Source organism: Pedobacter sp. B4-66 (assembly GCF_018492665.1).
Lineage (GTDB): Bacteria > Bacteroidota > Bacteroidia > Sphingobacteriales > Sphingobacteriaceae > Pedobacter.
This window is the reverse complement of record NZ_JAFVME010000003.1, coordinates 858,433-884,537: the sequence shown is the minus strand read 5'-3', so window position 1 is coordinate 884,537 and position 26,105 is coordinate 858,433. Positions and strand designations below refer to the sequence as shown.

Annotated in this window: 27 protein-coding genes; 22 read left to right on the top strand and 5 right to left on the bottom strand. The window is 35.5% G+C overall.

What is annotated here, in order from left to right; genetic code table 11:
* Positions 1 to 621, top strand: a 621-nt coding sequence (locus J1905_RS08435; RefSeq protein WP_214226824.1) for a DUF6266 family protein, incomplete at its 5' end; no start/stop codon positions are given.
* Positions 622 to 636: 15 nt separating this feature from the next.
* Here the strand turns inward: J1905_RS08435 and J1905_RS08430 are convergent.
* Positions 637 to 1,473 (bottom strand): oxidoreductase, encoded by an 837-nt coding sequence (locus J1905_RS08430; protein WP_250318036.1) that lies wholly within the window; start codon positions 1,471 to 1,473, stop codon positions 637 to 639.
* Between the two features lie 327 nt (positions 1,474 to 1,800).
* On the opposite strand from J1905_RS08430, the gene J1905_RS08425 reads away from it, so the two are divergent.
* The 7 genes from J1905_RS08425 to J1905_RS08395 all read left to right on the top strand — a co-directional run bounded on the left by J1905_RS08425 (position 1,801) and on the right by J1905_RS08395 (position 7,659).
* Positions 1,801 to 2,496, top strand: a complete 696-nt coding sequence (locus J1905_RS08425; RefSeq protein ID WP_214226823.1) for an HAD family hydrolase — start codon at positions 1,801 to 1,803, stop codon at positions 2,494 to 2,496.
* Positions 2,493 to 3,329: a phosphoribosyltransferase family protein gene (locus tag J1905_RS08420; RefSeq protein ID WP_214226822.1), complete on the top strand. Its 837-nt coding sequence runs from the start codon at positions 2,493 to 2,495 to the stop codon at positions 3,327 to 3,329. The genes J1905_RS08425 and J1905_RS08420 overlap by 4 nt, the downstream gene beginning before the upstream one ends.
* Before the next feature lies 1 nt (position 3,330).
* Entirely contained in the window at positions 3,331 to 3,885 is a 555-nt protein-coding gene (locus J1905_RS08415) for a TerD family protein (protein WP_108204019.1), read from the top strand.
* Positions 3,886 to 3,891: 6 nt separating this feature from the next.
* The gene (locus J1905_RS08410) at positions 3,892 to 4,506 is read left to right on the top strand and encodes a TerD family protein (RefSeq protein WP_214226821.1); all 615 of its coding nucleotides are present in this window, start codon (positions 3,892 to 3,894) and stop codon (positions 4,504 to 4,506) included.
* Positions 4,507 to 4,534: 28 nt separating this feature from the next.
* On the top strand, positions 4,535 to 5,632 hold the full coding sequence (locus J1905_RS08405; RefSeq protein WP_214226820.1) for a toxic anion resistance protein: 1,098 nt from the start codon (positions 4,535 to 4,537) through the stop codon (positions 5,630 to 5,632).
* Positions 5,633 to 5,640: 8 nt separating this feature from the next.
* Entirely contained in the window at positions 5,641 to 6,603 is a 963-nt protein-coding gene (locus J1905_RS08400; protein WP_214226819.1) for a hypothetical protein, read from the top strand.
* A 66-nt stretch (positions 6,604 to 6,669) separates the two neighbouring features.
* Positions 6,670 to 7,659, top strand: coding sequence for a TerC/Alx family metal homeostasis membrane protein (locus tag J1905_RS08395; RefSeq protein ID WP_214226818.1), 990 nt, complete (start codon positions 6,670 to 6,672; stop codon positions 7,657 to 7,659).
* Positions 7,660 to 7,772: 113 nt separating this feature from the next.
* Here J1905_RS08395 and J1905_RS08390 read toward each other — a convergent pair whose 3' ends face one another.
* The 4 genes from J1905_RS08390 to J1905_RS08375 form a co-directional block, all read right to left on the bottom strand.
* Positions 7,773 to 9,092, bottom strand: a complete 1,320-nt coding sequence (locus tag J1905_RS08390; protein ID WP_173089364.1) for an OmpA family protein — start codon at positions 9,090 to 9,092, stop codon at positions 7,773 to 7,775.
* A 228-nt stretch (positions 9,093 to 9,320) separates the two neighbouring features.
* Entirely contained in the window at positions 9,321 to 10,706 is a 1,386-nt protein-coding gene (locus J1905_RS08385; protein WP_214226817.1) for an MBL fold metallo-hydrolase, read from the bottom strand.
* A gap of 60 nt (positions 10,707 to 10,766) precedes the next feature.
* The gene (locus J1905_RS08380; RefSeq protein ID WP_214226816.1) at positions 10,767 to 11,585 is read right to left on the bottom strand and encodes an SDR family oxidoreductase; all 819 of its coding nucleotides are present in this window, start codon (positions 11,583 to 11,585) and stop codon (positions 10,767 to 10,769) included.
* A 110-nt stretch (positions 11,586 to 11,695) separates the two neighbouring features.
* Positions 11,696 to 11,902, bottom strand: a complete 207-nt coding sequence (locus J1905_RS08375; protein ID WP_048905079.1) for a cold-shock protein — start codon at positions 11,900 to 11,902, stop codon at positions 11,696 to 11,698.
* 137 nt (positions 11,903 to 12,039) lie between these two features.
* On the opposite strand from J1905_RS08375, the gene J1905_RS08370 reads away from it, so the two are divergent.
* From J1905_RS08370 to J1905_RS08305, 14 genes are all read left to right on the top strand, one after another.
* Entirely contained in the window at positions 12,040 to 12,258 is a 219-nt protein-coding gene (locus tag J1905_RS08370) for a hypothetical protein (RefSeq protein ID WP_214226815.1), read from the top strand.
* Between the two features lie 53 nt (positions 12,259 to 12,311).
* Positions 12,312 to 12,782 (top strand): YMGG-like glycine zipper-containing protein, encoded by a 471-nt coding sequence (locus J1905_RS08365; RefSeq protein WP_214226814.1) that lies wholly within the window; start codon positions 12,312 to 12,314, stop codon positions 12,780 to 12,782.
* A gap of 338 nt (positions 12,783 to 13,120) precedes the next feature.
* On the top strand, positions 13,121 to 13,486 hold the full coding sequence (locus tag J1905_RS08360; protein ID WP_214226813.1) for a hypothetical protein: 366 nt from the start codon (positions 13,121 to 13,123) through the stop codon (positions 13,484 to 13,486).
* 49 nt (positions 13,487 to 13,535) lie between these two features.
* Complete coding sequence (locus J1905_RS08355) at positions 13,536 to 13,919, top strand: response regulator (RefSeq protein ID WP_214226812.1); 384 nt, start codon at positions 13,536 to 13,538, stop codon at positions 13,917 to 13,919.
* 21 nt (positions 13,920 to 13,940) lie between these two features.
* On the top strand, positions 13,941 to 15,017 hold the full coding sequence (locus J1905_RS08350; protein ID WP_214226811.1) for a sugar transferase: 1,077 nt from the start codon (positions 13,941 to 13,943) through the stop codon (positions 15,015 to 15,017).
* A 44-nt stretch (positions 15,018 to 15,061) separates the two neighbouring features.
* Positions 15,062 to 15,742, top strand: a complete 681-nt coding sequence (locus tag J1905_RS08345; protein ID WP_214226810.1) for a TolC family protein — start codon at positions 15,062 to 15,064, stop codon at positions 15,740 to 15,742.
* A gap of 25 nt (positions 15,743 to 15,767) precedes the next feature.
* Positions 15,768 to 17,912, top strand: coding sequence for an exopolysaccharide transport family protein (locus J1905_RS08340; RefSeq protein ID WP_214226809.1), 2,145 nt, complete (start codon positions 15,768 to 15,770; stop codon positions 17,910 to 17,912).
* 57 nt (positions 17,913 to 17,969) lie between these two features.
* Entirely contained in the window at positions 17,970 to 19,409 is a 1,440-nt protein-coding gene (locus J1905_RS08335; RefSeq protein ID WP_214226808.1) for an O-antigen ligase family protein, read from the top strand.
* 6 nt (positions 19,410 to 19,415) lie between these two features.
* Positions 19,416 to 20,627 (top strand): glycosyltransferase family 2 protein, encoded by a 1,212-nt coding sequence (locus J1905_RS08330; RefSeq protein WP_214226807.1) that lies wholly within the window; start codon positions 19,416 to 19,418, stop codon positions 20,625 to 20,627.
* 119 nt (positions 20,628 to 20,746) lie between these two features.
* On the top strand, positions 20,747 to 21,907 hold the full coding sequence (locus J1905_RS08325) for an acyltransferase family protein (protein WP_214226806.1): 1,161 nt from the start codon (positions 20,747 to 20,749) through the stop codon (positions 21,905 to 21,907).
* 76 nt (positions 21,908 to 21,983) lie between these two features.
* Positions 21,984 to 23,186 carry a glycosyltransferase gene (locus J1905_RS08320; RefSeq protein ID WP_214226805.1) on the top strand — a complete coding sequence of 401 codons (1,203 nt, stop codon included), beginning with the start codon at positions 21,984 to 21,986 and terminating at the stop codon, positions 23,184 to 23,186.
* 10 nt (positions 23,187 to 23,196) lie between these two features.
* A complete protein-coding gene (locus tag J1905_RS08315) occupies positions 23,197 to 23,814 on the top strand; it encodes an acyltransferase (protein WP_250318035.1) in 618 nt (205 codons plus the stop codon).
* Between the two features lies 1 nt (position 23,815).
* Entirely contained in the window at positions 23,816 to 24,391 is a 576-nt protein-coding gene (locus tag J1905_RS08310; protein WP_214226804.1) for a gluconate 2-dehydrogenase subunit 3 family protein, read from the top strand.
* Positions 24,392 to 24,401: 10 nt separating this feature from the next.
* Positions 24,402 to 26,102 carry a GMC oxidoreductase gene (locus J1905_RS08305; protein ID WP_214226803.1) on the top strand — a complete coding sequence of 567 codons (1,701 nt, stop codon included), beginning with the start codon at positions 24,402 to 24,404 and terminating at the stop codon, positions 26,100 to 26,102.
* The last annotated feature ends 3 nt before the right edge of the window (positions 26,103 to 26,105 follow it).

Below are 26,105 nucleotides of genomic sequence, written 5' to 3'. Positions count from 1 at the left end.
ACATCAGGTATCTTCGGACCAATTTCAGGAACAATTGGCGGAGTAGTAGGGGCACATTGGAAAGACATCGCTTATGTCCGTGGCAAACCAAAAAAATCGACAAAACCACCTACAGCAGCGCAAATTTCAAGTAGAGGGAAATTCAATTTCGTACAAACACTGCTGGTGTCGTTTCATCCTTTCATAACTATTGGGTTTAAGAATATGGCGCGAAGCAAAACAGAATTAAACGTAGCATTTTCTCAAAATTATAAACAAACGGTTACAGGGGTATATCCTGATTTGTTGGTCGATTATTCAAAACTTACCTTAAGCAAAGGGACCTTGCAACCTTTAATTACACCGGAAGCTCAGCTTATTGCTGCCGATGTAATGAAAGTAACCTGGTTAACCAATCTGCTTGGCACTTTTGATGATCAGATTATGCTTGCTGTGTATAGTCCGGAATTAAAAATTGCAGATGGGTTTATTGGAGGTTTTAAAAGAAGAGATAAAGAATGCACGCTAAAATTTAATCCTAAATTGATAGGTAAATCTCTGGAAGTGTACATCAGCGTATTTTCATTAAATGGATCCCGTGTTGCAAATAGTCAGTATTTGGGAAGGATAGAACCACTATGAGCTTACATGGAAATTTTAAGATTTAGGAAAATCTGCTCCTACTGTTGTTTCTTGCCATGTATCGAAGTCTTGGGCCAGTTCTTCGAGTTTTTTACGGGCATTTTTGAGTGCGGCAGCACCGAGTAATAGCCGTAGGGGCGGATTTTCTGTTTCTACCACTTTTATTATTGCTTTTGCGGCACGTATGGGGTCGCCTGGTTGGTTTCCATTATAGCCTCTGATATTGTCTTTGTTGCTGCCGGCGGTGGTTTTGTAGTCTTCAATTTCGTTTTCTACTTCGTTAGCGGAGCGTCCGGCCCAGTCGGTACGGAAACCACTTGGTGCTATGATTGTTACTTTGATGCCTAATGGTGCGGTTTCTTTAGCTAATGCTTCGGAAAATCCATCGACAGCAAATTTAGTTGCATTGTAGTAAGCTAGTGCGGGAAAGGCCATTAAACCGCCAATTGAGGCTATGTTGATGATATGTCCGCTTCGTTGTTTTCTCATGAGTGGCAGTACTGCTTTGGTCATGTTGGCTAGTCCGAAGAAGTTGATGTCGAACATTCTTCTGGTTTCATGGTCGTCGCTGGCTTCTACGGAGCCAAAATAACCTATGCCGGCATTATTTACCAGAACATCTACCCGGCCGAATATTTCGGTTATTTGTTTTATTGCGTCGTTTATGTGATTGTGTTTGGTTACGTCGAGAGTGATGGCTATTGAGGTTTCGGGGTATTGTTTTACGATGTCTTCAACATCTTTAATGTCGCGCGAGGCAACCCCTGCTTTATAACCAAGTGCTAATACTTGTTTTGCTAATTCGCGACCAAAGCCTGTAGAACAGCCAGTGATAAGCCATACTTTTTCCATAATAAGTGTCTTGTGTTTTTATATCTAAGTAACATTGTAAATGGCGAATTGTTGTCAGTATTTCATCATATTAATATTGCATTGGTTTTGTTACATTGATAGGGTTGCTGCGGTTTTTCTGTTGTTGTTTATGGTTTACGGATGGTTGTGTTGATGGTGAGGTTGTTAGGTTGGCTTAGATTGAGGTACTAAATAAACTTGGTTCGCGTTATGGTGAAAATGGCTGTAAAAGGCCAAATTGGAGATTGTGTCATATTTTAGAATGCAAGCTAAAATTTGTAACATTATGATCCATAATTGTACTAAGTATTTAATAACACGCTCAAAATGTCTATTTATAAACATTATTCATTTGACCTTTGGCTTACTTTGATTAAGTCGAACCCTGCTTTTAAGACTGAACGGGCTAGGTACTTTCATGCTAATTTTAATCACCTGGGGAAAACTATTGATGAGGTTGCAGGTATATTTAGAAGTGTAGATTTGATGGTTAACTCCATTAATGAGCGTACTGGTAAAAATATAGATGCCGAGGAAATGTATTTAATGGTGATTAGCATCATTAACGATTATTCTACTGTTTGCCTGGACATCGATGTTGATGGATTATATAACGAAATGGAAACATTAATTTTAAAACATATGCCGTTAGTTTATTGTTCAGATAGCATTGATGTTTTAAAAAGATTGAAAGACTCCGGATTAAGTACCACAAGTTTATTGAGTAATACTGGTTTTATTAAAGGTAAAACGCTTAGAAAGATATTGAATCACCTGGAGATTGATACGCTTTTGGATTTTCAATTGTATTCTGATGAAGTGCGTATGTCTAAACCTAACGTTCAATTTTTTCAGCTGATGCTGGATACGATTGATAGGGATAAGCATACTGAACTTGGTTTACATGAGGTTATACATATAGGCGATAATCCTTTTGCGGATGTAAAGGGTGCCGAAGCAATAGGCATCAAAAGCTTACTAATTAACTCTAATCATTTAACTATTTCTGCCTTAATTTCATGATCCCTTATACTTACTCTTTACATAAGATAGATAATACAAGCGATTTTGGATTTGATCCAAATGACTATAGTCGTTTTAAATTTGGCGATGATAAGGTGTCGCAGAAGTTTGGTAGAGACCTTGCTAAAGGGTTTATAGCCGACTTTTTGGAGGATAACTTAATTTCTGAACAGATTGTTGTGATATCGAGCCCTTACTGTTTTATCCCTACGGCAACTTTTGCAATGAAAAATGCCTTTGTTTATGAGCTTAATCATTGGTTGGTTGAAAATGGCAGGTTGGTAGTACAGGAGGCTAAAGTTCACAGAACGATTACCTATAAGGATGATTACGGCGAGTTAAGTGCGGAGGATAGAATGAAGCTGATTGGTAACGACTCGTTTCATATAGATAAGGGCTTTCTGGAGGACAAAATCTTGTTCTTTTTGGATGATATAAAGATTACCGGAAGCCATGAAAGGATGATCCTTAAAATGGTTAAAGAGTACGGCTTGAGGAATGATATTTATATGCTTTATTTTGCCGAGTTGGTGAATCATAACATCCATCCGAGCATTGAAAACCATTTAAACTATCATGAAGTGAAGTCTATTTTTGATCTGGATAGTATTGTGAAAAGTGGTAATTTTTGTTTTAATACCAGGATTGTTAAATATATCTTAAATTACGATTTTAATAGCTTTTCTTTATTTATTGACAGGCAAACTGAGGATTTTATTACTAGTTTGTACAACCTGGCATTGGGGAACAGTTATCATACAATTGAGTGCTATTCGGAGAATCTGAATTTTTTAAAAAACTACGTTATTAATAAAAACTATAAATTAATTTAATATGGCCATTAACTTACAGAAGGGGCAAAGAGAGAATATTGATGCTCCGAAATTTACTATCGGTTTGGGTTGGGATACTAATAGTTCTACAACCGGAACTGCGTTTGACTTAGATGCTTCGGTTTTTATGCTGGATGAAAACAAGAAACTTGTTTCGGATGAGCATTTGGTTTTTTATAATAACTTAAAATCGCCAGATGAGTCTGTTGAGCATACTGGTGATAACTTAACCGGTGATGGCGATGGTGATGATGAACAGATTAAAGTTGATTTGACTAAGGCTGGCGCTAAAGTTTCGGAAATTTGTATAGTGGTTACTATTCATGACGCTGAAAACAGAAGACAGAATTTTGGTCAGGTAAGAAACTCTTTTGTTCGTATTTTTGATGCTGTTACCAATGAGGTGGTACTTAAATATGAGCTTGAAGAGGATTTCTCTATCGAAACTGCTGTTGAATTTGGAAGAATTTACAGAAAAGATGGTAAATGGAGATTTGAAGCAGTGGGTATGGGTATGAAAGGTGGTTTACAGGATTATTTAAATAAATATCAATAAGAAATTATGGCAATTAATCTTCAAAAAGGACAACGCATTAGTCTTGAGAAAAGCAATGGTAGCAAGTTACAAAGTGTGTGTGTAGGTATTAACTGGGGCGCAATTGAGAAAAAAGGAATGTTCGGCTTTGGTAAAACTAAAGAAGCTGTAGATTTGGATGCTAGTTGTGCAATGTATAACGAAAGCAAGCAGTTAACTGAAGTTGTTTATTTTGGTAATCTTGGTTCGAAAGATGGTGCTGTGAAACATAGTGGTGATGATTTAACCGGCGATATGGGCGGTGATGATGGTTTGGATAATGAGGTAATTACACTTGATTTTTCGAGATTAAATCCTGCTGTTAATTATGTTGCTTTTGTTTTGAACAGCTTTAGAGGTCATGATTTTGGTACTATTCCTTTTGCATCGATCCGTATTTACGAAGGATCGCCAAAAAGGGTAAACGAAGTATTTGCCGTTTATGATATTGCAAACGGATCTAACTTTGGTGGTCATGTTTCTATGGTAATGGGTGTTTTCTATAAGAAAAATGGTGAATGGAAATTCAACGCAATAGGAGAGCCTACTAAAGATAAAAAACTGGAAGAAACTGTTAAGACCGTAACACAAAGTTATTTATAGTATCTAAATTTAGTTAAAGAACTAAACTATGGAATTAAAAGAAAACGAGACTCAGAGCTTATCTCCTTTAAAGCTTGATAAGGAGGGTAATGTTAACCTAACGGTGATTACTCCTGCAGATGAGCAAAAGTATAAGGAGATTGCTAAGTCGTTAGAGCCATCTGATGTTAACTCGATATTGAACTACGGTGTTGAGGCTCAGAATTCTATGGAGAAGTACAGTAATGATTTTTTATCATCTGTACGGACTTATAACAGTGGCGAGGTTGGCGGTTTAATTAATGAACTGCTTACTGAGTTAAATTATATTGATGTTAACGAACTTGAGCAAAGTAGTTGGAAATCTTTTATATCAAAGATCCCTTTCCTAAAAAAACTTGTTGTTGACACTAAGAAGTTATTTCAAAAATACGATGTGGTTGTTAATAACATCGATAAGATTACGAATAAGGTTAAGGCAGGAAGGTTAAATTCTATTAAGGATAACAGCTCACTGCAGACCATGTTTGATAGCAATGTTGGTTATATCAACCAGATGGAGGAATTGATCATTTCCGGTCAGCTGAAGTTTAATGAATTGAGCGTTAAGTTAGCTGAAATGGAAGGTCGACCTGCTGATTATCAGGACTATGAAATTGCTGATCTAAGAGACTTCCTAAGTAGGCTGGATAAGCGATTGGCAGATATGAAGATTGTTCGCTTCATTATGATCCAGTCGTTGGCTCAAATTAGGGTGGTGCAAAACAACAATACTTCGATTGCAGAGAAAGCACAGTCTATCGTGTCTACCACTATTCCGGTATGGAAAAATCAGCTTACACTAGCTGTTGCTCTACAAAGGCAAAAGGCAAATGTGGAGATGCAAAAGAAAATATCGGATACAACGAATACCATTTTGCAAAAGAATGCAGAAATGCTGAAACAGAATAGTATTGATGTTGCTAAGGAGAATGAGAAAACTGTTGTTTCGCTGGAGACTTTGAAGATGACTACTGCTTCGTTAATTGATACATTAAACGAGGTTAAAAAGATTCATGAAGAGGGTGCACAAAGTAGAAGGGTGCTTGATGGGGAATTGAAAAATCTGGAAACGGAGTTAAAGAAAAACGTTACCCGCGTTAATTAATTTGGTAAATGGATGACCGACGTGTAGATATTTTAAAGACTTCTCGTGCAGAGATCGGCCGCTTGCAGCTGCTCTCTGCATTTTTTGAAGAGGAGGCTGTGTATAAAATTTATTTACGGAGTCAGGTGATTCATCAGCTTTTTGAGCAGAATGAGGAGCTGGATATTGATAAGCTTGAATTGTTTCATATTCAGTTTACCAGTAGCTTAATTGAACTGTTAAGGAAGATTAAGAAGAGCAATGAGAAAAATGTAGTACTCATTTATGACGAAATTCAGCTTAATAAGGAGTTGATGGCTAAGATGAGTGATTCTGTGTTTTCTGAAAAGAATTTCAACCTGGATAAACAAAGGCAGTCGCTTAAGATTAATTTATCATTAAGAAAGTTGTTTGAAGTGCTTTCTGATCTGAGTGAGGATTTCCCTTTTGCTAAAAACATCAATACGTTTAGTTCCAGATATGCTAAGGATTTTTATTACGATATTTCTGCGGAACAACTTGGCTTGTTAACAAGTTATGATCCTAAGGATATGTATATTGATGCTCATGCGGGTATTGAAAGGAAATTGATGGGCTTGCTATGTAAGCATGATTTTAGGACTGAGTTTTTTTATGGTTTAAAATCGGGGCAGTTAATTATTGAGATCTATAAGTTTATAGATATTGATAGGTATTTCTTGTTTTTTAATAACAGGAGCCTGTTTTTGCTTTGTGAACTGTCGGAACTTACTGGTATTGATTGGACGAATAATTTATCAGAAAAGGGGAGGATTGTTCAGGAGTTGACTTATAAGAATGATAAGCTTGTTAGTAGTGCTGCTACGTTGAAAACATACATTCCTTTGGAGATTATTGATCTGCTGGAGGAGAATTACACAAAAATATCGGATATCGATTTTCTAAATCACCTAAACAATTATGATGTGCAGGCTAATATTTTAAAAGCAATGCTTAAAACGGATCTTTTTTAGCATTTTAGTCTGGTTTTTTAGTTTTAAATAAGAACATATACCCTTTAAATAGTAACATACAAAAAAATGAATGATAATTTAATTAATCACCCGGGTGTTATCATCGGGTTTGCAGTTCTCGTAATAGTGATGCTGCTTTTGGATTTAGGTGTTTTTAATAAGAAGGTACACGCCGTAACGAGTAAAGAGGCAGCCATTTGGTCGGTAGTGTGGATTAGCTTATCGATGATTTTTAGTGGAGTAATCTACATGACTTCGGGATTTGAGAAGTTTACACAGTTTCAGTCTGCTTATTGGATAGAAAAGGCCCTCTCCGTAGATAATCTCTTTGTGTTTATTTTGGTTTTTGGTTTTTTTAAAGTACCTAAAGAGCTACATCACAAGGTATTGTTTTGGGGCATTATTGGTGCATTGGTATTCCGTGCCATCTTTATATTTGCAGGTGTTGGGTTGATTAATTTAACTTATTTGCCTGAAATGACCGTGTTTGGCCATTTGATCCGTATTAATGTGGTATTGCTGATTTTTGGATTATTCCTTGTTTATGCAGGTGTCAAATCGGGATTAGCTGACGATCATGACGATGAAGAGAAAGATTTTAGCAAAAGCCCTGGTGCCCGTGTAATTTATAAGTTCTTTAAAGTAAGTAAAGAATTTGATGGTGCTAAGTTCTTTACGGTTGAGAATGGGGTTAAACTAGCTACTCCGTTATTGGTTGTGGTTGCTGTAATTGAGTTTACAGATTTATTGTTTGCAGTAGATTCTATCCCTGCTATTTTTGCAATCGCACCGGATGATCCGCTAATTTTATATACGTCTAACATTTTTGCAATACTTGGATTAAGAGCTTTGTACTTTCTGTTAGCTAACTTTATTTATATGTTCAGCTTGTTGAAATATGGTTTGGCTATTATTCTTGCATTTATTGGTGTTAAGATGGTAATAGCTCCTTTTTATCATATCTCATCTCCTTTATCTTTATCGATAGTAGGTGGTGTGTTGATTTTGAGTGTTATTGCTTCGATAGTGTTTGCGCCTAAGAAAGAGGTAGTTTAGTATTTAGTAGGTAGTACTTAGTGTTTAGACCTGGTGTTTAGAGCAGGTGCGATATAAACAAAAAAACCTGGTCATTTGACCAGGTTTTTTTGTTTAACGAGATTAGTGTACTACTAGTATAGTGTAAATTCTACTCTACGGTTTTTCTGACGACCTTCTGCAGTTTTGTTAGATGCGATAGGTTGGTTTGGACCATAACCCGTTGCTTCGATACGTGAAGCATTTGCACCTTGTGATACTAAGTATGCTTTGATCGATTCTGCTCTGTCTTTAGATAAACGTAAGTTTAACGCCATTGAACCAGTGTTATCAGTATGACCAGCTAATTTCAAGCTAAAGTTTTTCGCAATTAATAGCTCAGCTACTTTGTTTAATGTAGCGAAAGAAGTAGGACGGATTGTTGATTTACCTAAATCAAACTCTAAGTTTTTGATTGCTTCATCAACAACTTTACGGTCAGCTTCTGTTACAACAACTTTAGTTTCTTTGATGATTTCACGTTGAACTTTGATTGGACATCCTGCTCCATCTACTACTGTGTTGGCAACAGTACCTGGGCATTTATCGAATTTGTTAGCTACACCGTCGCCATCATCATCACCAAGATCCTGAGCATATTTAGCTGCCATAGCTTCTCTTTCTCTTCTTGCATTTTCTTCAGAAGATGATAATGCTTTTCTTAATTCTGCACTTTCAGCAGCACTTTCTTCGCGGATTGCGGCAATAGGGCTGAAGTTTTGTAATTGAGAAGTTCCTTTTCTTCCTAAAGCAATCTCGATACCTGCGTGAGCATATGAGAATTTATCGTTAGCACCAGCTGTTACACCATCAAAGTTATTAGCTTTCATGAAGTTTACTGTGTAACCTAAGTCGATGTTAACACCTTTTGATAAACCAAGTTTAAAACCTGCTCCAACTGGTACGAACCAGTTTTGGCCGTAGCCAGTGCTTGCTCCAGCTGGATTATCAGTTGTAGCTGCTGATGACATATAACCTGCTCCGATAGTTGCATATGGAGAAAGGAAATTGCGTTTTTGGTTTAAGCTCATATTGGCAATTGTGAAGTTACCGCTAATTGCTGCTGACCAATCAATTTTAGATTCGAAAGTTGATTTTGTACCGCCTGCTACTTGTGCTCCTCTAACTTTACCTCCAAGGAAGTCGGCCTGGATACCAAATCCTGGTACTATTTGTTTCTTGATATAACCTCCATAACCCCAAGATTCGTAAGGCGTATTGAAGTTTCCGTTTGTTCTGTTGTTGAACGGGGTGTAGTGCGTTAGCATCCCACCATTAAGACCGATAGACCAGGTGCGGAAGTATTTTTTAGAGAATCTTTCCGAAGATTGAGAGTCAGCTTCTTGTGCAAATAATTGCGTTGATAATCCAACCATGGATAATATCATTGCTGCTTTTGTAATTTTTGATTTCATTTTTTATAGATTAGATATTTGAGTTCTTTTCAGTTTTATAATTAACACTGAATGATTATCTGCTTGTAATAACCTTGCCAAAGCCATTTTTATCTGGTTAAAATTTGAAATAGCTTAATAATCAGCTTCTTATATTTTAGTCTCATTTATACCAAAAAAAGGAAATCTTCGTTTAGAGGATAAGGGATTTGTATAGTATTTTATACAGTTTGTGCTTGAACGGATATTTTATAACTCGAAAGTTTCACCTTTTTCAGGTAAATTAACTTGGTATCCGAGCTCTGTTAAGGCACTGCTTAGTAGGGTCATACTTTTGATCTCTCCATGAACTAGAAACACTGCTTTAAGTTTACTGACGTCTTGTTGTTTTACGGTATTAACAAGGTCGTTATGATCGCCATGGCCACTTAGTAAATCGGTTTTCTGAATGGTAGCATAAACCATAAGGTCGCGATTTCTCAGGCGGACGATTGGATCCCCACGTAATAATCTGTCGCCTAAGGTTCCTTTTGCACAATAGCCGATAAATAGAATGGTGCAGTAATAATTTTGAATGTTATAGTAAAGGTGGTCTTGGATTCGGCCTCCTTCAAGCATTCCGGCCGAAGAGATGATGATGCATGGTTCGTGGTAATTGGATACCGACATGCTTTCTCGTTTATCTTGAACGTACGAGAGTTCATTGAATTCAAATTCATCGCCTTGTTTACGGTAGAAATCCTGAGATTCCTGATTTAGCAAGCTGTGGTGTTTTCGGTAGATATCGGTGGCAAAGGTTGCGAGTGGACTATCGACAAATATTTTAACTGGTGGAAGGAGCCCGCTGCTAAAGATTTTGTTTAGTGAATATACAAGTGCCTGTGTACGACCAATACTAAATGCGGGGATGATTAATCGGCCCGGATATTTAATGCAGGATTCGTTTATGGTTTCTATAAGTTTGTCTTGCAGAGTTACATCGTGACTGTGTAATCTGCCTCCGTAGGTGGATTCGGATACTAGGTAGTCTACTTGTGGTATTGGTTGGGGATCGACCAGGACTGGATAGTTGGTGCGCCCTATATCGCCTGTAAAGGCTATCTTTTTTTCTACACCTTTATCTTGCAGTGTTAAAACTACCGCTGCTGCACCTAATAAGTGGCCAACGGGTATAAAGGTTAATGATACATCGTTGTTTAAGCGGAATTCTTTATTGAAGGCTATGGTAACAAACCTATCCATCGTATCGTTTACATGTTTGTGAAGATACAGTGGTTGAGGGCCTGGTCTTCCTCTTTTGCCTTTTGTGCGTTTGTTTTGTTTGCCTATAAATACGTTTACTGAATCGAGTAGCAGTAATTCTGTTAAATCGGCTGTTGGGGGTGTGGATAGTATTTGCCCTTCAAAACCGAGTCTGACTAAGGTTGGGAGGTTCCCTGAGTGGTCTATATGGGCGTGTGTTAGGATAACGACATCTATTGATGATGGATCGAATGGGAAGTATTGGTTTTCTTCCTGAAAGGTTTCTTTTTCGTAGTCGAGCCCACAATCAATTAATATATTATAATCTTCTAATTGTAAAAGGTGCATGCTGCCAGTTACCTGTTTTGCTGCTCCCCAAATGGTCAATTTCATATTTTTTGGTTATCCTAATAAGGGCAAGTTATCATTTTAACAGCTAAGCATAAACTAAAATTATAATTTACATTTTGTAAGCCAGTGTACCCAGTTGGTTATCTGATAATTATATTTTAGCTGTGTTGATGATAGATTTGTGTTTATTACTTTCCAGTTTGTAAGTTCCTTTACAAAGGTTGGTGGTACTAAGCCGGAGTTAATGGTTGCCTGGGTATAAAAATCTTGCTTGGTGGGGTGATTGGGTGTGCAGGCATTAAATGTATAGCCAAATGTTTCTGTTTCTATTATTTGAGTGCTTATGCCAATACAATCTGTTAGGTGGATTAGATTGACAGGAGCTAGTCCGTTAGGGGCTTGGGCTTTACCTGCGAAGAATTTTCCCGGATCTCTGTCCGGACCTATTAATCCTCCGAACCTAAGGATGGTTGTTTTGAATGTTTGTTGGTTTTTGAGTATGGTTTCTGCCTCAACCATTGCTTTGCCTGAGGGGGTGTCGGGGTTAGGTGGGGTTAATTCTGTTACTTCTGCATTATGATCGCCGTATACTGAGGTTGAGCTTATAAACAGGATGTATTTGATGTTATTTGCTGCTTTGCAGATCTGGGCTATTTTATTGGGGAAACTTGCTTGTTCGGCACTGCTTCTTTTAGGTGGTATACATATAACTAATGTATGGCTGTCGAAAAAGTTGGGGTGGTAGTTGATGCTTTCTTCTTGAAAGTTAACTATGTATGGGTCTATTCCGTGGTTTTGAAGTAATGGTAGTTTATCAGCAGTTGTGGTTGATCCTTTTACTTTATAACCTATTGAGGTTAGGTGTTTTGCTAATTGAAGGCCATACCAGCCACATCCTAATATGCTGATTGTTTTGTGCATGGGGGGAATATTTAGATGGATTGCAGATTGGGTGGATTTGGGATTAGGGGGGCATAAAAAAGAGCCTGATCAAGGTTCATGATACAGACTCTTTTTAGATTGAATGATGATTAAAGAACTTTTACGTTCTGTGCCTCTGGGCCTTTTTTGCCTTCGTTCAACTCAAATTCTACACTGTCGCCTTCATTTAGTTCTCTGAATGAATCTCCTGCTATAGCAGAAAAATGTACGAAAATATCTTTTCCTCCATCTTCTGGAGTTATGAATCCAAATCCTTTTGCAGAATTAAACCATTTAACTTTTCCTGTTGTACGCATAGTATTGTTATATATTTCGATGTGAAAGTAATCAATTGAATATTAAAAACAAAATATGGCAATTTGCGCTTATTTATTGGATTAATGAAACTTTGAAGTTCGGTTTTTGTTATATTTAGGGGTAAAAATGGACTTGTATGATAGATAAATTGAAAGGAGAAAGGAAGTTGGATGCGAGGATTAGTGATGTAGATTCTGATAACTTGGGTTTGGATGCTGACCATTCATCTGATGCTCCATCGTTAATGACAAGATTAAATGACGATAATGACCGAATTTCAGGAAATCCTGATGGGGAGAATGATGTTGATGAAAATTATAGTAGTGTAGTGTACAGTCCATTAGATGATAAATAGTCTTTTTGGCATCATTTTTTCTTGACTTGTGGTTTAAACTAAACTATATAGTCATGAAATATTTATTTTCGATAGTAATAACAGCTACATTGTTATTATCAGCGTGCTCGAATAACGCAAAGGAACAGGCTCTTATTAAGCAACAAGCTATTGCCGCTGTAAAAGACAGTTTAAAACTAGATAGTTTTAAAAGAGTAGAGGCGAAAAAACAGGAAGATGCTAAAATAGCTGCTCAGGTAAAGGAAGAAAAAAGAACTTTATTATTAGCTGAACGAAATGAAGCTGCGTCGCAGCCTTCCAATAACTACAGGAATGAAGCTTCTGCTCCTGCAAAGAAAAAGGGATGGAGTGAAGCTGCTAAAGGTACAGCAATTGGTGCCGGTGCAGGAGCACTAGGAGGTGCACTAATTGATAAGAAAAAAGGAAGAGGCGCCATTATTGGTGGTGTTGTTGGTGCTGGTGCTGGATACTTGATTGGAAGAGATAAAGATAGGAAATCGGGAAGGGTGCAACCAAAGAATTAGATTGTTGCTCTTAAGAGGGGGGGCGTTATGCCGGCCGTCGCCGACATGACGAATTCATGATGAGGTAAGTAAAAAAAAATGGCTGTTACTATAGTAACAGCCATTTTTTTGTGTTAATTTTCGTGATATTTATAATAATTTGAGAACTGTGGAATATATTCTACAATAAGGGTTGTTTTTATTGGGTTTATCCTGCGGTGTAAGGGGGTGATTAAAGTCTGAAAAGCTTCTTATTTGTGTTTATATCATTGAAATACATCTATTAAGGGCCGATTTTAGTATGTGTGACTATTGTTGGCTTGATTTTTTCAATTGTGAAAGTATATACAATTAAAAAGATGAGAGTTCACATAAGTTTGTTATTATTTATTATTATTTCTTTGAGTAGTTGCTCAAAGGATTCAGGATTTAGCAATCCTGAAGTGGTTGTAAGTAAGGAAGGATTGTTGAGAGTTGAGTGCGCGAATTGTGAAGTAAATTATCGCATTAATAATAAAGATTTTAGTGTTAGTGTTAATGAAAGCAATGACATCCCTTTTTATTACACAGGTGATTTTAATTTAAAAACTGAAGTGGTATCGAAAGAGGAACAGAATATAAGAATACTGGTGATTGACTCTTTTGGTAGAGTGGTTTCTAACGAGTTAAGTAGTAAGTTAAAAGGTGAAGTTAGTAAAAAGGAATTTGCCATTGTTACAAGATAATGAAATTGTGAGGAGATTGATTTAAGGTTTTAAGAAAGGAGATAAGAAAATGGAAAGTAATACAATAAATAAAAAACAGATTTTAGTTGTTGACGATGAGCTAAGTATTCTTAGATTACTAACATTTATATTGTCTGCTGACTATGATCTTGTAATTAAGAAAAGTGGTATTGAAGCGATAAGTTGGTTGGAGGAGGGCAATGATCCGAATTTAATTATATCTGACTTAATGATGCCTTATTTTGATGGCAGTACATTGATCAGGAATCTTAAAATAAGCGGTTTTTATAGAGATACACCTGTTATTTTATTGTCGGGAGCTGAAGATCTGGAAGCGAAGGTTAAAGAAATGCCTTTTAAAATTGATAGTTACCTTGAAAAACCATTTAATCCTGCTATTTTGAAATCTAAAATAGCCGAGCTAATAAACTAAGAAAAATTAATTCCCTAGAATATGACATCCCCAACAATTGAATTACATAAAGTGAGTGCGAAAATAGTTTATTTTGGAAAGTTACTGAAAGAAGTGATAGCTGAGGAGCTTGATGGAGATATTACTTACCTGGAAGATCCGGCTAGTTTTAAAAGTTACTTAGATAATCAATCTTTATTGACTGTTCCTGATATTGTTTTGATAGAGGTTGATGAAAATCCCTTATGCTTTGACCAGGTTACATATATTAAAAAGAATCCTTTACTACAGGGGCTTATTATTGTATTGTTGGGTGTTAAAGAGGATAAGGCATGGAGGAAACAGGCTTTAGATCTTAGGGTTAATGATTATTATACTTATCCGTTTCCTTATGAAGATTTCTGTGAGCGATTGAATTTTTTGGTGAAATTTAAACTGATTAAGCCAAAGTTAATGGACATAGTGCAACATGCGGAGGTTGAATATAAGATTCCTATAGCTAAAAGGTTGTTTGATGTATTAGCATCAGGATTTGCTTTATTGTGTTTGTCGCCCTTGTTTATTATTGTTGCTATACTAATCCGATTGGAATCAAAAGGGAAGATTGTATACAAAAGCAAAAGAGTAGGAGCGGGATATAAGATTTTTGATTTCTATAAGTTCAGATCTATGAGGAGTGATGCTGATAAAATGCTTGCTTCGATGGCTAATCTTAACCAATATGCTAACTCAGAAGAGAATAAGGATAACAAAACAGCATTTGTGAAGTTTAAAAATGATCCTAGAATAACTAAGGTAGGTTCGTTTTTGAGAAAGACTAGTATTGACGAGTTACCTCAGTTAATAAATGTGCTGATCGGCGATATGTCGTTGGTAGGCAATAGGCCATTGCCACTGTATGAAGCAGAACAGTTGACTACAAATGAGTGGTCTACTAGATTCCTAGGCCCTGCAGGGTTGACCGGTTTATGGCAAATCAGTAAAAGAGGCCAGGATGATATGTCTGAACGTGAGCGTAAAGAGTTGGATAATTACTATGCTTCTAATTATTCGATTTTCCTTGATATGAAAATAATACTTAAAACTATACCTGCATTGATCCAAAAGGAGAATGTTTAAAAGCTCGAATTAACCTATTACCTATTAAATGATATAAAAAAAATATGAAAACTTTATTTAAAACTATATTAACTGCATTAGTGTTTTTAAGCTTAAATACTTTTGCTCAAGAATCAATGATTGATGATGTTAATTACGCTATGCTTGATAAATATATTCAATCTGCAAAAGAGAATTTTCCAAGAAAGAAAGTGTTTGAAGGTAATGTAGAACGTGCAAAAAGTGTTGCCAGTGCCGCTAATATATCTTATTTGGACATTTTAAGTGCTTCCTATATTTACAGACCGGATAATAAAACTGCTGTGAATACGCTAAATCCATATAATTTGAATGGATTTCAATTTGGAGCTAATATTAACATCGGTCAGTTTCTTCAAAAGCCAGCTATGGCAAAAAAAGCTAAAACTGAACTTAAAATTGCTCAGCTCGAAAATGAAGAATATGAGAGCACATTAACAATGGAAGTAAAAAGAAGATATTATAACTATATTAGACTCTTAAATGATCTTAAAATAAAGACTCAGAATGTGCAGGATAATGTAAGTGCTGTAGAAGATCTGAAGAATAGATATGAAAAAGGTACAGCTCAATTAGAAGCTTATAATTATGCAAGATCAAAAGCTGCTGATGCCAGTTCATCTAAAATTCAGGCTGAAGCAGATTATTTATTAGCAAAAGATTCATTAGAAGAAATTATCGGAAAAAAATTAACCGAGGTTAAATAAATAGAAGCAGAGTTTAATAGAGAATATGGATATAAGGCAATTTTTTAAGCTGTTAAAGCATTATAAATGGATATTGATCGTAGTTCCAGTTGTGAGTGTAATAGTAACTGGTTTTTTTGTTAAGGATTTACCAAAAAAATATGTATCTAAATCTCAAATTTCGACCGGATTAATAGATCAGTCTCAACAAATTTCTTCCAATCAAAACAATAATCAGGATTACTTTAGGGTAAATTCACAGTTCGCAAATATCATGGAGATCATGAAGATGGATAAAACCACTAGTGTTTTGTCGTATAATCTAATAATTCATGATTTGGAAGATCCTTATAAAGCATTTACAAAATACTCAGATGAGATCAAAAATCTTAGTCCAACAGAGAAGAGCGCGCTACTTGAGGAATATAAAAAACTATTGTCGAGCAAAACGGTGATTACTCCGGCTCTAAATGGAAAATTAAAGGTTTTTGATATTCTTGAATCGATGAAGTATGATGCTGGATCTTTAAATAAGAAGTTGACTATTTATCACATTGACAATTCAGATTTTATTACGATTCTATTTACTTCAGAAAATCCTAATTTTTCGGCATTTGTAGTAAATTCGCTTTCGTCTGATTTTATCAGTACTTATAGTATTGATGTGGCCAATAACCAAAATAAATCTAATGTATTGTTAGATTCTCTTTTGAAACAAAAGGAGGATTTAATGAATGAGAAGAACGCCGCACTGAAAAATTATAAAGTAAATAATGGCGTACTCAATTTGGATAAACAATCTGAAATTATCTACAAGCAGATAACAGATTATGAGCAAAAGAAATCTGATGCGATCAGGCTGATTCAATCAAACCAAGGAGCTATATCTAATATAGATCAAAGGATAAATGGTAATGATCAGACTTATGCAGGTGGGAGTGTGATTGCTGATAATAACAAGATTGTTAATATTAAGAATCAACTTAAGATTGCTAATGAACGATATGTTGACAATAACTTTAATCCTGCCGATAAGAAGAAAGTAGATTCATTACAAGTTTTGCTGTCTGAGCAAATGAATAATGCTTCTAATCGCTATGTTGCAGATCCAACAGCTAATAAGCAGAGTCTAATTACTCAAAAAATGGGTTTGGAAGTAGCTTTAGATCAGGCTAGAAGCAGTATTAAATCTATTGATTCGGAGTTAAACCAGCTTAGGGCAAAATATAACACAATGGTTCCTTTTGATGCAGGTGTTCAGAATTTTGAACGAGACGCTGATGTAGCAACAAAAGAGTATCTTGAAGTGCTGAATAGATCGAACACAAACAGTTTGGAAAAGAAAATCGGCTTAAAACTTAATCTTGCTGAGGCTGGTTATCCGGGAGTACCGGAACCTTCAAAAAAGGTTTTGTACGTAGCTCTTTCAGCTGTTGCTTCACTTGTAATCTGTTTGATGGGTATTTTGGTTGTCTTTTTATTGGATAAGTCTGTAAATACGGTTAGGCAGTTGCAAAAAGTAACAAATAATAAAGTAATTGGTCGAATTAATCTGATTAAAAAGGGTAGTATAGAGGTTAGGGATCTTTGGAAAGAAGAGCATCCTGACAGCGAGCACTTGATTTATAAAGATCTGTTGCGCTCTCTGAGATTTGAAGTAGATCAGCTACTTTCTGAAGGTGGTAATAAGATTCTGGGAATTACTAGTTTGTTATCTGGTGAGGGTAAAACATTTCTTACTTCAAGTTTGGTTTATGCTTTTGCTATGACTGGAAAGAAGGTATTATTAATCAGAGGTGATCAAGAGCCTGAACATGCATCGTCGGATCAAAAGCTAATCCCTGATCAGTTTTTTGAAACATTCATTATTAAGAAAGAAATTCAGATTGAAGATTTGATTACTGTTTTAAATACAAAGTCAGATAGTACTTCTTTATTTGAGATTCAAAATAAGGATAATTTAAAATCGGGCTTTAGTATCTTAAAGGAAGAATTTGATCTGATTATTGTTGATATTGCTAGTCTGGAAAATATTAATCGTGCTAAGGAATGGTTACTCTTTACCGAAAAAAATATTGCCGTTTTTGCTGCTGGGCAGACAATAAGTGATGAACAATTAGAAAACTTGGAATATATCACAAAACATCCTGGCTTTATGGGTTGGGTTCTCAATAAACAAGTTGAAAGTTAGGTTTAACATAATAAATGAGCAGACTTTTATCTGCTCATTTATAATAATATCACTTTCATGAGCAAAGTATTGAATTTTAAAAATAAAAACACTTTTCTTGTTTTTGGTATACTTACGTCATTAGTTGTGGGTTATTTCACTTATGCATTTGGTGTTATTATACCTGTTTCTATTATTGCGGCGAGTATTGGCCTAGCATTTTTAATTTCAACATTTTTAAATCCACGTGTTGCAGTAATTACATATTTCATTTACTGTTTTGTAATCAATTCCTTGCTTAAAAATGTAGATGGGGTTCCGTGGGGTTACATGATGGAGATACTTTTGAGTTTAACATGGTTTACTATGTTGATCAATAAATCTAAATTTAACTGGGCTGCTGCAAAAAATGATTATGTATATATTGCATTAGCATGGTTTATCATCAACTTACTGGAAATTGTAAATCCAGCAGGTGCAAGTTTGTTAGGGTGGCTAAATGAGGTTAGGTTTACCTCTTTTAATTGGATTATACTGGCCCCCCTGGTATTTTTAATGTTCAATAAAAAGAAGGATGTAGACTTTTTTCTAATATTGATAATAGGAATGTCTGTTCTGGCGGCTCTGTATGGGATGAAACAGCTGTTTATAGGTGTTTCGGCAGGAGAGCAAAAGTGGTTGGATGAAGGTGCAGATTTTACTCATCTTGTCTTCGGACAACTTAGAGTGTTTTCATTTTATACCGATGCCGGACAATTTGGAGCCTCGCAAGCTGAGGTTGGTTTAATTGCGTTGGTTTTAGCTATGGGGCCCTTCAAAATTTGGAAAAAGGTATTGCTTTTCTTAGCCGCTGCCATTCTATTTTATGGGATGCTGATTTCAGGAACTAGGGGTGCGTTGTTTGCTTTAATTAGTGCAGCATTTTTTGCAATATTCTTAAGTAAAAATTTTAAAGTGTTGATTGTCGGGTCCATGATTGCGTTGTTGTTTTTAGGGTTCTTAAAATATACCTCAATTGGAAATGGAATTTATCAAATTAATCGCTTTAGAACGGCACTAGATCCAACAGATCCATCTCTTAATGTTAGGTTTAATAACCAAAAGAAACTTGGTGAGATTCTTTCGGGAATGCCTTTTGGAGGAGGAGTAGGGGTTAGTGGGATGAATGGAACAATTTATAACTCTGATAAGCTCTTATCGACAATACCACCTGATAGTTACTGGGTAAAGGTGTGGACTATGTATGGGATTGTAGGGTTACTGATCTGGTTCTCTATGAACATGTATATTTTAGGTAAATGTTGTGGGATAGTTTGGAATTTAAAAGATGACCAGTTAAGGGTTAAAATGATTGCGCTGACGGCGGGTACTGCCGGTCTGTTTTTTTGTAGTTATGGAAATGAAGTTATGAACGGATTTCCGTCTTCTATGATTCTCTATATGTCGTGGGGTTTTGTATTGTATTCGCCAAACTTTGACAGGAAAGAACACACTCTGGGTTTAGATAATAAAGCATAAATTGCTATGATAGATATTTTTAAAGATATAGTTTTTGGGATAAGTGCAATAGTTGGACTTTATCTCCTTTTTAATTGTGTTTATCTGTTGTTTTTTGCAATAGCTGGACATTTTTTGAAGAAAGAGAAAAAGGGGAGAGTAGCGACACTAAAAAAGATTGCAATTCTTATCCCAGCCTATAAGGAGGATGCTGTAATTCTAGAATCTAGTTTTCGAGCTGTAAATCATAGTTATGATGGTGAATTTAAGGTGTTTGTGGTTGCTGATGGACTGAGTAAGAATGCTATAGATAAAATGAATGAGTTTGGTTGCACTGTTATTCCTGTTTATTTTGAAAAGAGTACTAAAGGAAAGTCACTATTGTGTGCCATGAATCTTATTCCTGCAGATAGGTATGACATAGCTTTGGTATTGGATATCGATAATATTATGGCTGACAATTTTCTTAATGATCTAAATATTGCTTTTGCTGACGAACATAAAGTTGTGCAGACACATAGAACCGCAAAGAATCTGAATACAACTTTTGCATTTTTGGATGCTTGCAACGAAGAAATCAATAACCATATTTATAGAAAAGGTCATTATGCAGTAGGACTTTCACCTGCATTGATTGGTTCAGGAATGGCTTTTGAATTTGATTACCTCCATTCGTTATTAAAAGATATCGGCGAAACGGTAGGTGAAGATAAGGAGATGGATTTCAAAATAGCAAAGGATAAAAACAAGATTGTTTATCTGAATAATACTTATGTGTATGATGAGAAAATTGAAAACGCTAAGGTCTTTACACAGCAACGAACCCGTTGGATTGCCGCTCAGATAGAATTTTTTAAAAAGTACTTTTTTCAAGGATTTCGTGAGCTGTTTGTGAATAGGAATTTTGAATTTTTCAATAAAGTTCTTCAATCTATGCTCGTACCTAGGATGTTGCTTTTGGGACTGTTATTTGTCTTATCAGTAGCTGGGTTTGCTTTACTAAATAGTCCTCTCTCTTATTACTTTATTGTGCTATTTGTTGTTTTATGTTTTACGTTATTAATTTCTCTGCCTTTAAAATTTTATCGTGATAGACGTTTAGTGTCGGCTGTTTTTAAAATTCCTTATGCATTATGGTGTATGGTAATTGCATTATTTAGAATTAAGCGCGCAAAGGTTTCATTCATGCCAACACCTCATACTTCAAATTCACAAACTGATCAATTGTCTCAAAAGTAATATCGTATGCCATTTGAAATATTAGCTTTACCCGCAATCGCATTTTTAGTCTGGGGATTTATTAACGGATACAAAATTGAAAAAAAGAAAAAATTATAACGCATTTCAACAGGCACAACATGTTTAAATTCCTTAATTCCCTTCCTTCAAAATTAACCAGGATTACATCAGGGGGGAAACTTATCAGAGAAATTGACGGACTAAGGTTTATAGCCATACTTCCTGTTTTAGTACAACATTTTACAGAAAGATTTGAACGAAACACATCTATTGATTTTATACCTCTTGCATCCGATAATTTCATTAGTTTTTTGGCAGCCCGAGGCTTCTTAGGTGTGTATATTTTTTTTGTAATTAGTGGTTTTGTACTGGGGCTTCCGTTCGCTGCCCATAAATTTCAAGGGAAAAAAGAAGTTAAAATTGGTAATTATTTTTTAAGAAGAGTAACAAGATTGGAGCCACCTTACGTAATATGGATGACCTTATTCTTTCTGTTATTTGTTTTTCATAAACATGTTCCTTTTTTGACATATTTACCTCATTATTTAGCTAATATTACTTATACGCATGCTTTGATTTATAATGAATGGTCGCCTTTTAATCCACCAACCTGGACTTTGGAGATTGAGATTCAGTTTTATTTACTAGCGCCTTTTTTAGCTATGTTATTTTTCAAGATCAAAGAAAAATATTTGAGAAGAATTTTTAACATTACTATCATTTTACTTCTGGTGTTATGTCAGCAATATTTCCAATTTTTTAAAGTGCCCTATAACTTCACTATACTTGGACATCTTCAGTATTTTCTTGTTGGATTTCTTTTAGCTGATCTTTATTTAAATGATTGGAGCGAAATTAGTCCGAACACTCTTTTTGATTTTACAGGTGTCCTTGCATTATGTTCTCTGATTTATTTTTGGAGCTGGGATTATGAATTGTTTAACAGGATAATGGTTCTAATCTCTTTATTTGTATTTTTTGTTTCTGTATTTAAGGGTAACTATCTGAACAGATTTGTAGTAAACAGATGGATTATGGCTATAGGAGGGATGTGTTATACTATTTACCTCATCCATCTGCCTTTTGCAGAATTTTTAATTTTGCTTACAAAAAAGATTCAGGTAAGTTCTTATTACGCTGTGAACCTGTTTGTGCAACTGGGCATATTTATTCCAATTATTCTATCAATTAGTGCAGTATTTTATTTTTATTTAGAAAAGCCATTTATGAATAAGGATTGGCCTAAAAACTTTTATTTGAAATTAAAATCTTTGTTTTAGTGGACCGTGTTTTCTGATTAAGACTCAGAGATTTTTAAATTATTGTTTATTAAAAAACCCATTATCTAAGCTTAATATGAGCCAAGATCTAATAGAAAATAGAGATATCGTAATAGTTGGCCAGCAAGCCTGGGACATTCAAATTGGCAGTAATTGTAAGAATTTGGCAATGGAGTTTAGTAAATACAATAGAGTATTGTATGTAAATCCTCCTTTAGACCGGATTACGAAGATAAAGGATAGAAAAAATCCTTTTATTTCTAAAAGGATTAATGTAGTTAACAAGGTAATAAGGTGTTTAACAAAGCAATTTGAAAATCTTTGGGAGTTGAATCCTGACAGAACTATTGAATCTATTAACTGGATTAAATTTAGACCATTGTTCAGATATCTTAATAAAAGGAACAATGTTAGGTTTGCTTCCTCTATAAAAAAAGCTATGAAGGAGCTTGATTTTAAGAATGTAATACTATTTAATGATAATGATATATTCAGGTCATTTTATTTGAAAGAATTGCTATCTCCTGAGGTTAGTGTTTACTATTCTAGAGATTATATGTTGGGCGTTGACTACTGGAGGTATCATGGTATGCAATTAGAGCCAGAGTTGATTGAAAAAAGTGATGTAATTGTTGCCAACTCGATCTATTTGGCGAATTATTGTAAGAAATATAATCCGAGATCTTTTTATGTTGGACAGGGATGTGATCTGACTTTGTTTAAAGACGATAGCAGTTTGCAGATCCCTAAGGAATTGAAAGAGATAAAAACTCCCATAATTGGTTATGTGGGAGCAGTTAGCGCGAGCAGACTTGATATTGATATTTTAGTTCATGTTGCAAGGGAAAAGCCAGAGTGGCAGGTTGTCCTTGTAGGTCCTGCTGACGATCAATTTAAAAATAATGAATTAAATTTGATGAAAAATGTGCATTTTATTGGTCGTGTTCCCGAATCCCGCTTACCAAGTTTTATAAAAGGATTTGATGTTTGCTTGAATCCACAATTATTAAATGAACTCACAATTGGCAATTATCCAAGGAAAGTTGATGAGTATCTAGCTATGGGTAAGCCGGTTGTAGCCACATTAACGGAGGCAATGGGGACCTTTAGCGAATTTGTTTATCTCGCTACAGGTAAGGAAGAATATGTTCGGTTTATCGAGGAAGCCTTATCTAACAACTCAGTTGAGTTAATAGAGGCTCGAAAGTTGTTTGCTTCCTCACATACATGGACTAATAGTGTTGCTGAAATTTATAAGGCTATAAAATCTACTGTTTAATTTATTTTGAATGATGTCTATCTCGGATAAAATAAAGTCGAATCCTAAGCTAAAAAAACTAGTTCATTGGATGTTAGTTTCTAGCTATAAGCCACGGTTGTGGGTTAGGATATTCATAAATCCGTTTAAACATAAACGAAGGAAATCATCTGTTGTAAGATGGAAAACCAGACTTGATTTATTTCCATTTAATAAATTTGAGCTAGGTGAAAATTCACTTATTGAAGATTTTTCTGTTATTAACAATGGTGTAGGTGATGTATTTATCGGATCTGATACCATAGTGGGGATTTCTAATATTATTATTGGCCCCGTTGAAATAGGAAATAACGTAATGCTTGCCCAGCATATAGTAATTTCAGGATTGAATCATGGATATTCTGATCCAGTAATACCTCCAAGTAAGCAATCGGTTGTTACCGCCAATATTGTTATAGAGGATGATGTTTGGATAGGTGCAAATTCTGTTGTAACGGCTGGTATTAGGATTGGGAAACACTCAGTTGTAGGTGGGGGTAGTGTAGTGACTAATGATGTTCCTGAGTATTGTGTTGTAGTGGGAAATCCGGCACGTATTATTAAGCGATTTAATTTTGAAACTGCTACCTGGGATAAAATCAAGAAATAATATGAATAGACGTAAGGTGTTAAAAATAGGTGGAATAGCTGGCTTTTCAGGTTTGTTTTCATTTTCCATTTATAAAGCTATTTTTGAGCTAGACCATCCGTATAAAGAATACTTTTCTGAACATAAAATTTTGCTTGCCGAAGTTGTAGACTGCATTATTCCTGAAACTCAAAGTGCGGGTGCTAAAGCTGCGGGTGTACATATTTTCATTATAGGAATACTAGAAAACTGTGCTTCTGAAGTAGAAAAGAGCAATTTTTACAAAGGATTGGAAGAATTAAAAAGATACTCAATAAATGAGTATGGAAGCTCTTTTATGAATTGTAACGAAAAGCAAAGAGATGAAATAATTACATATTTTGAAAATAAAGGGGAAATTAAGGCAGGGATTGTAGGAAAGATAAGAAAGAAAGTGTTAGGGGAACCTTTTTTTAGCTTACTAAAACGATACACTATCGACGGATATTGTAATTCCTATTTGGGAGCTTCGAGAAATCTAAAATATGATAAAATACCCCATACATACGAACCTTGTATTAGTTATAGACAGGGAGAACCATCATGGGCTACTAAGTAATTAAAGAATAATGCAGATCAGTGGAAAACTAAAGCGGGATAATACCTATGATGCTATCGTAATAGGGTCAGGAATCAGTGGAGGATGGGCAGCTATGGAATTATGTAAGCAAGGTCTTAAAACATTGGTGTTGGAGAGGGGTAGAGATGTTGAACATGTAAAAGATTATCCAACCGCGATGCTAGATCCATGGGATTTTAAATTCGGAAATAACAATACTGTTCAGGATAAAATTGATGATCCGGTTCAGAGCAAAGTTTATAGACCAGGGAATAAGCATTTCTTTATTCGTGATAAGGAACAACCTTACTTACAGGAAAAACCCTTTGACTGGATTCGCGGAAGTCAGGTTGGAGGGAGATCTTTAGTCTGGGGCAGGCAATGCTATCGTTGGAGTGATCTTGATTTTAGCGCAAACCTGTACGATGGGCATGGAGTTGATTGGCCAATTAGATATTCTGATATCAAGCCGTGGTATGATTATACAGAGAGTTTTGTTGGGATTAGTGGAAAGGCTGAAGGGCTTCCTCAATTGCCAGATGGGAATTTTCTGCCTCCTATGGAACTCAATTGCATAGAAAGACATTTGGCAGAATCTATTAAAAAAAATGATGAACATAGGATAATGACAATTGCCAGGGTTGCTAATTTAACACAAGCCTGGAAAGGTAGAGGTACATGTATGAATAGGAATCTTTGTACAAGAGGATGTCCGTTTGGTGCTTATTTTAGTAGTAACAGTTCAACCATTCCTGTTGCAAATTCGACAGGGAATCTTACTCTGCGCCCTTTTTCTATTGCTTCCGAATTAATTTATGATGAACATACACAGAAAGCTACCGGAGTTAAAGTTATTGATACATTAAATGGTGAACAGTATGAGTTTTATGCCAGAATAATTTTTGTAAATGCTTCAACGATTTCAACAACTGCATTGTTGTTGAATTCCGTATCAAGTCGTTTTCCAAATGGTTTTGGTAATGATAGTGGGCAACTTGGACATAATTTAATGGACCACCATTCCTCCGCAGGCGCAACTGGTATTCATCCAGGCTTCAAAGACAAATATTATAAGGGTAGAAGACCCGCGGGATTTTTGATTCCAAGGTATAAAAATTTAATTCCAGGAACGTCAGATGAAGAGTATGTTCGTGGATACAACATTCAGGGGCACGGAGAAAGGCAAGAATGGATTGACAAATCAAAAGGGATTGATGGTTTTGGAAAGGCTTTTAAAGCCCAACTATCTACTCCAGGTTCGTGGTCTGTATGGATGGCGGGATGGGGGGAGTGTTTGCCTTATTTTGAGAATAAAGTTAGTTTAAGCGATACACAAAAAGATAAATGGGGAATCCCATTAGTAAGCATTGACTTTTCATTTAAAGCTAATGAAACAAAAATGATGAATGATATTCAACAGTCCAGTTGTGCTATGCTTGAATATGCCGGTTTTGAGGATGTTAATGGATTTAATTACGGTCATAATGGAGGTAGTACTGTTCATGAAATGGGAACTGCAAGAATGGGACACGATCCTAAAACATCAGTTCTTAATAAATTTAACCAAATACATGCCGTTAAAAATGTTTTCGTAACGGATGGGAGTTGTATGGCCTCATCAGCATGTCAAAACCCATCATTAACCTATATGGCCTTAACGGCAAGAGCCTGCGCATATGCCGTTAGTAAACTTAAGAAAAACGAATTATAATAT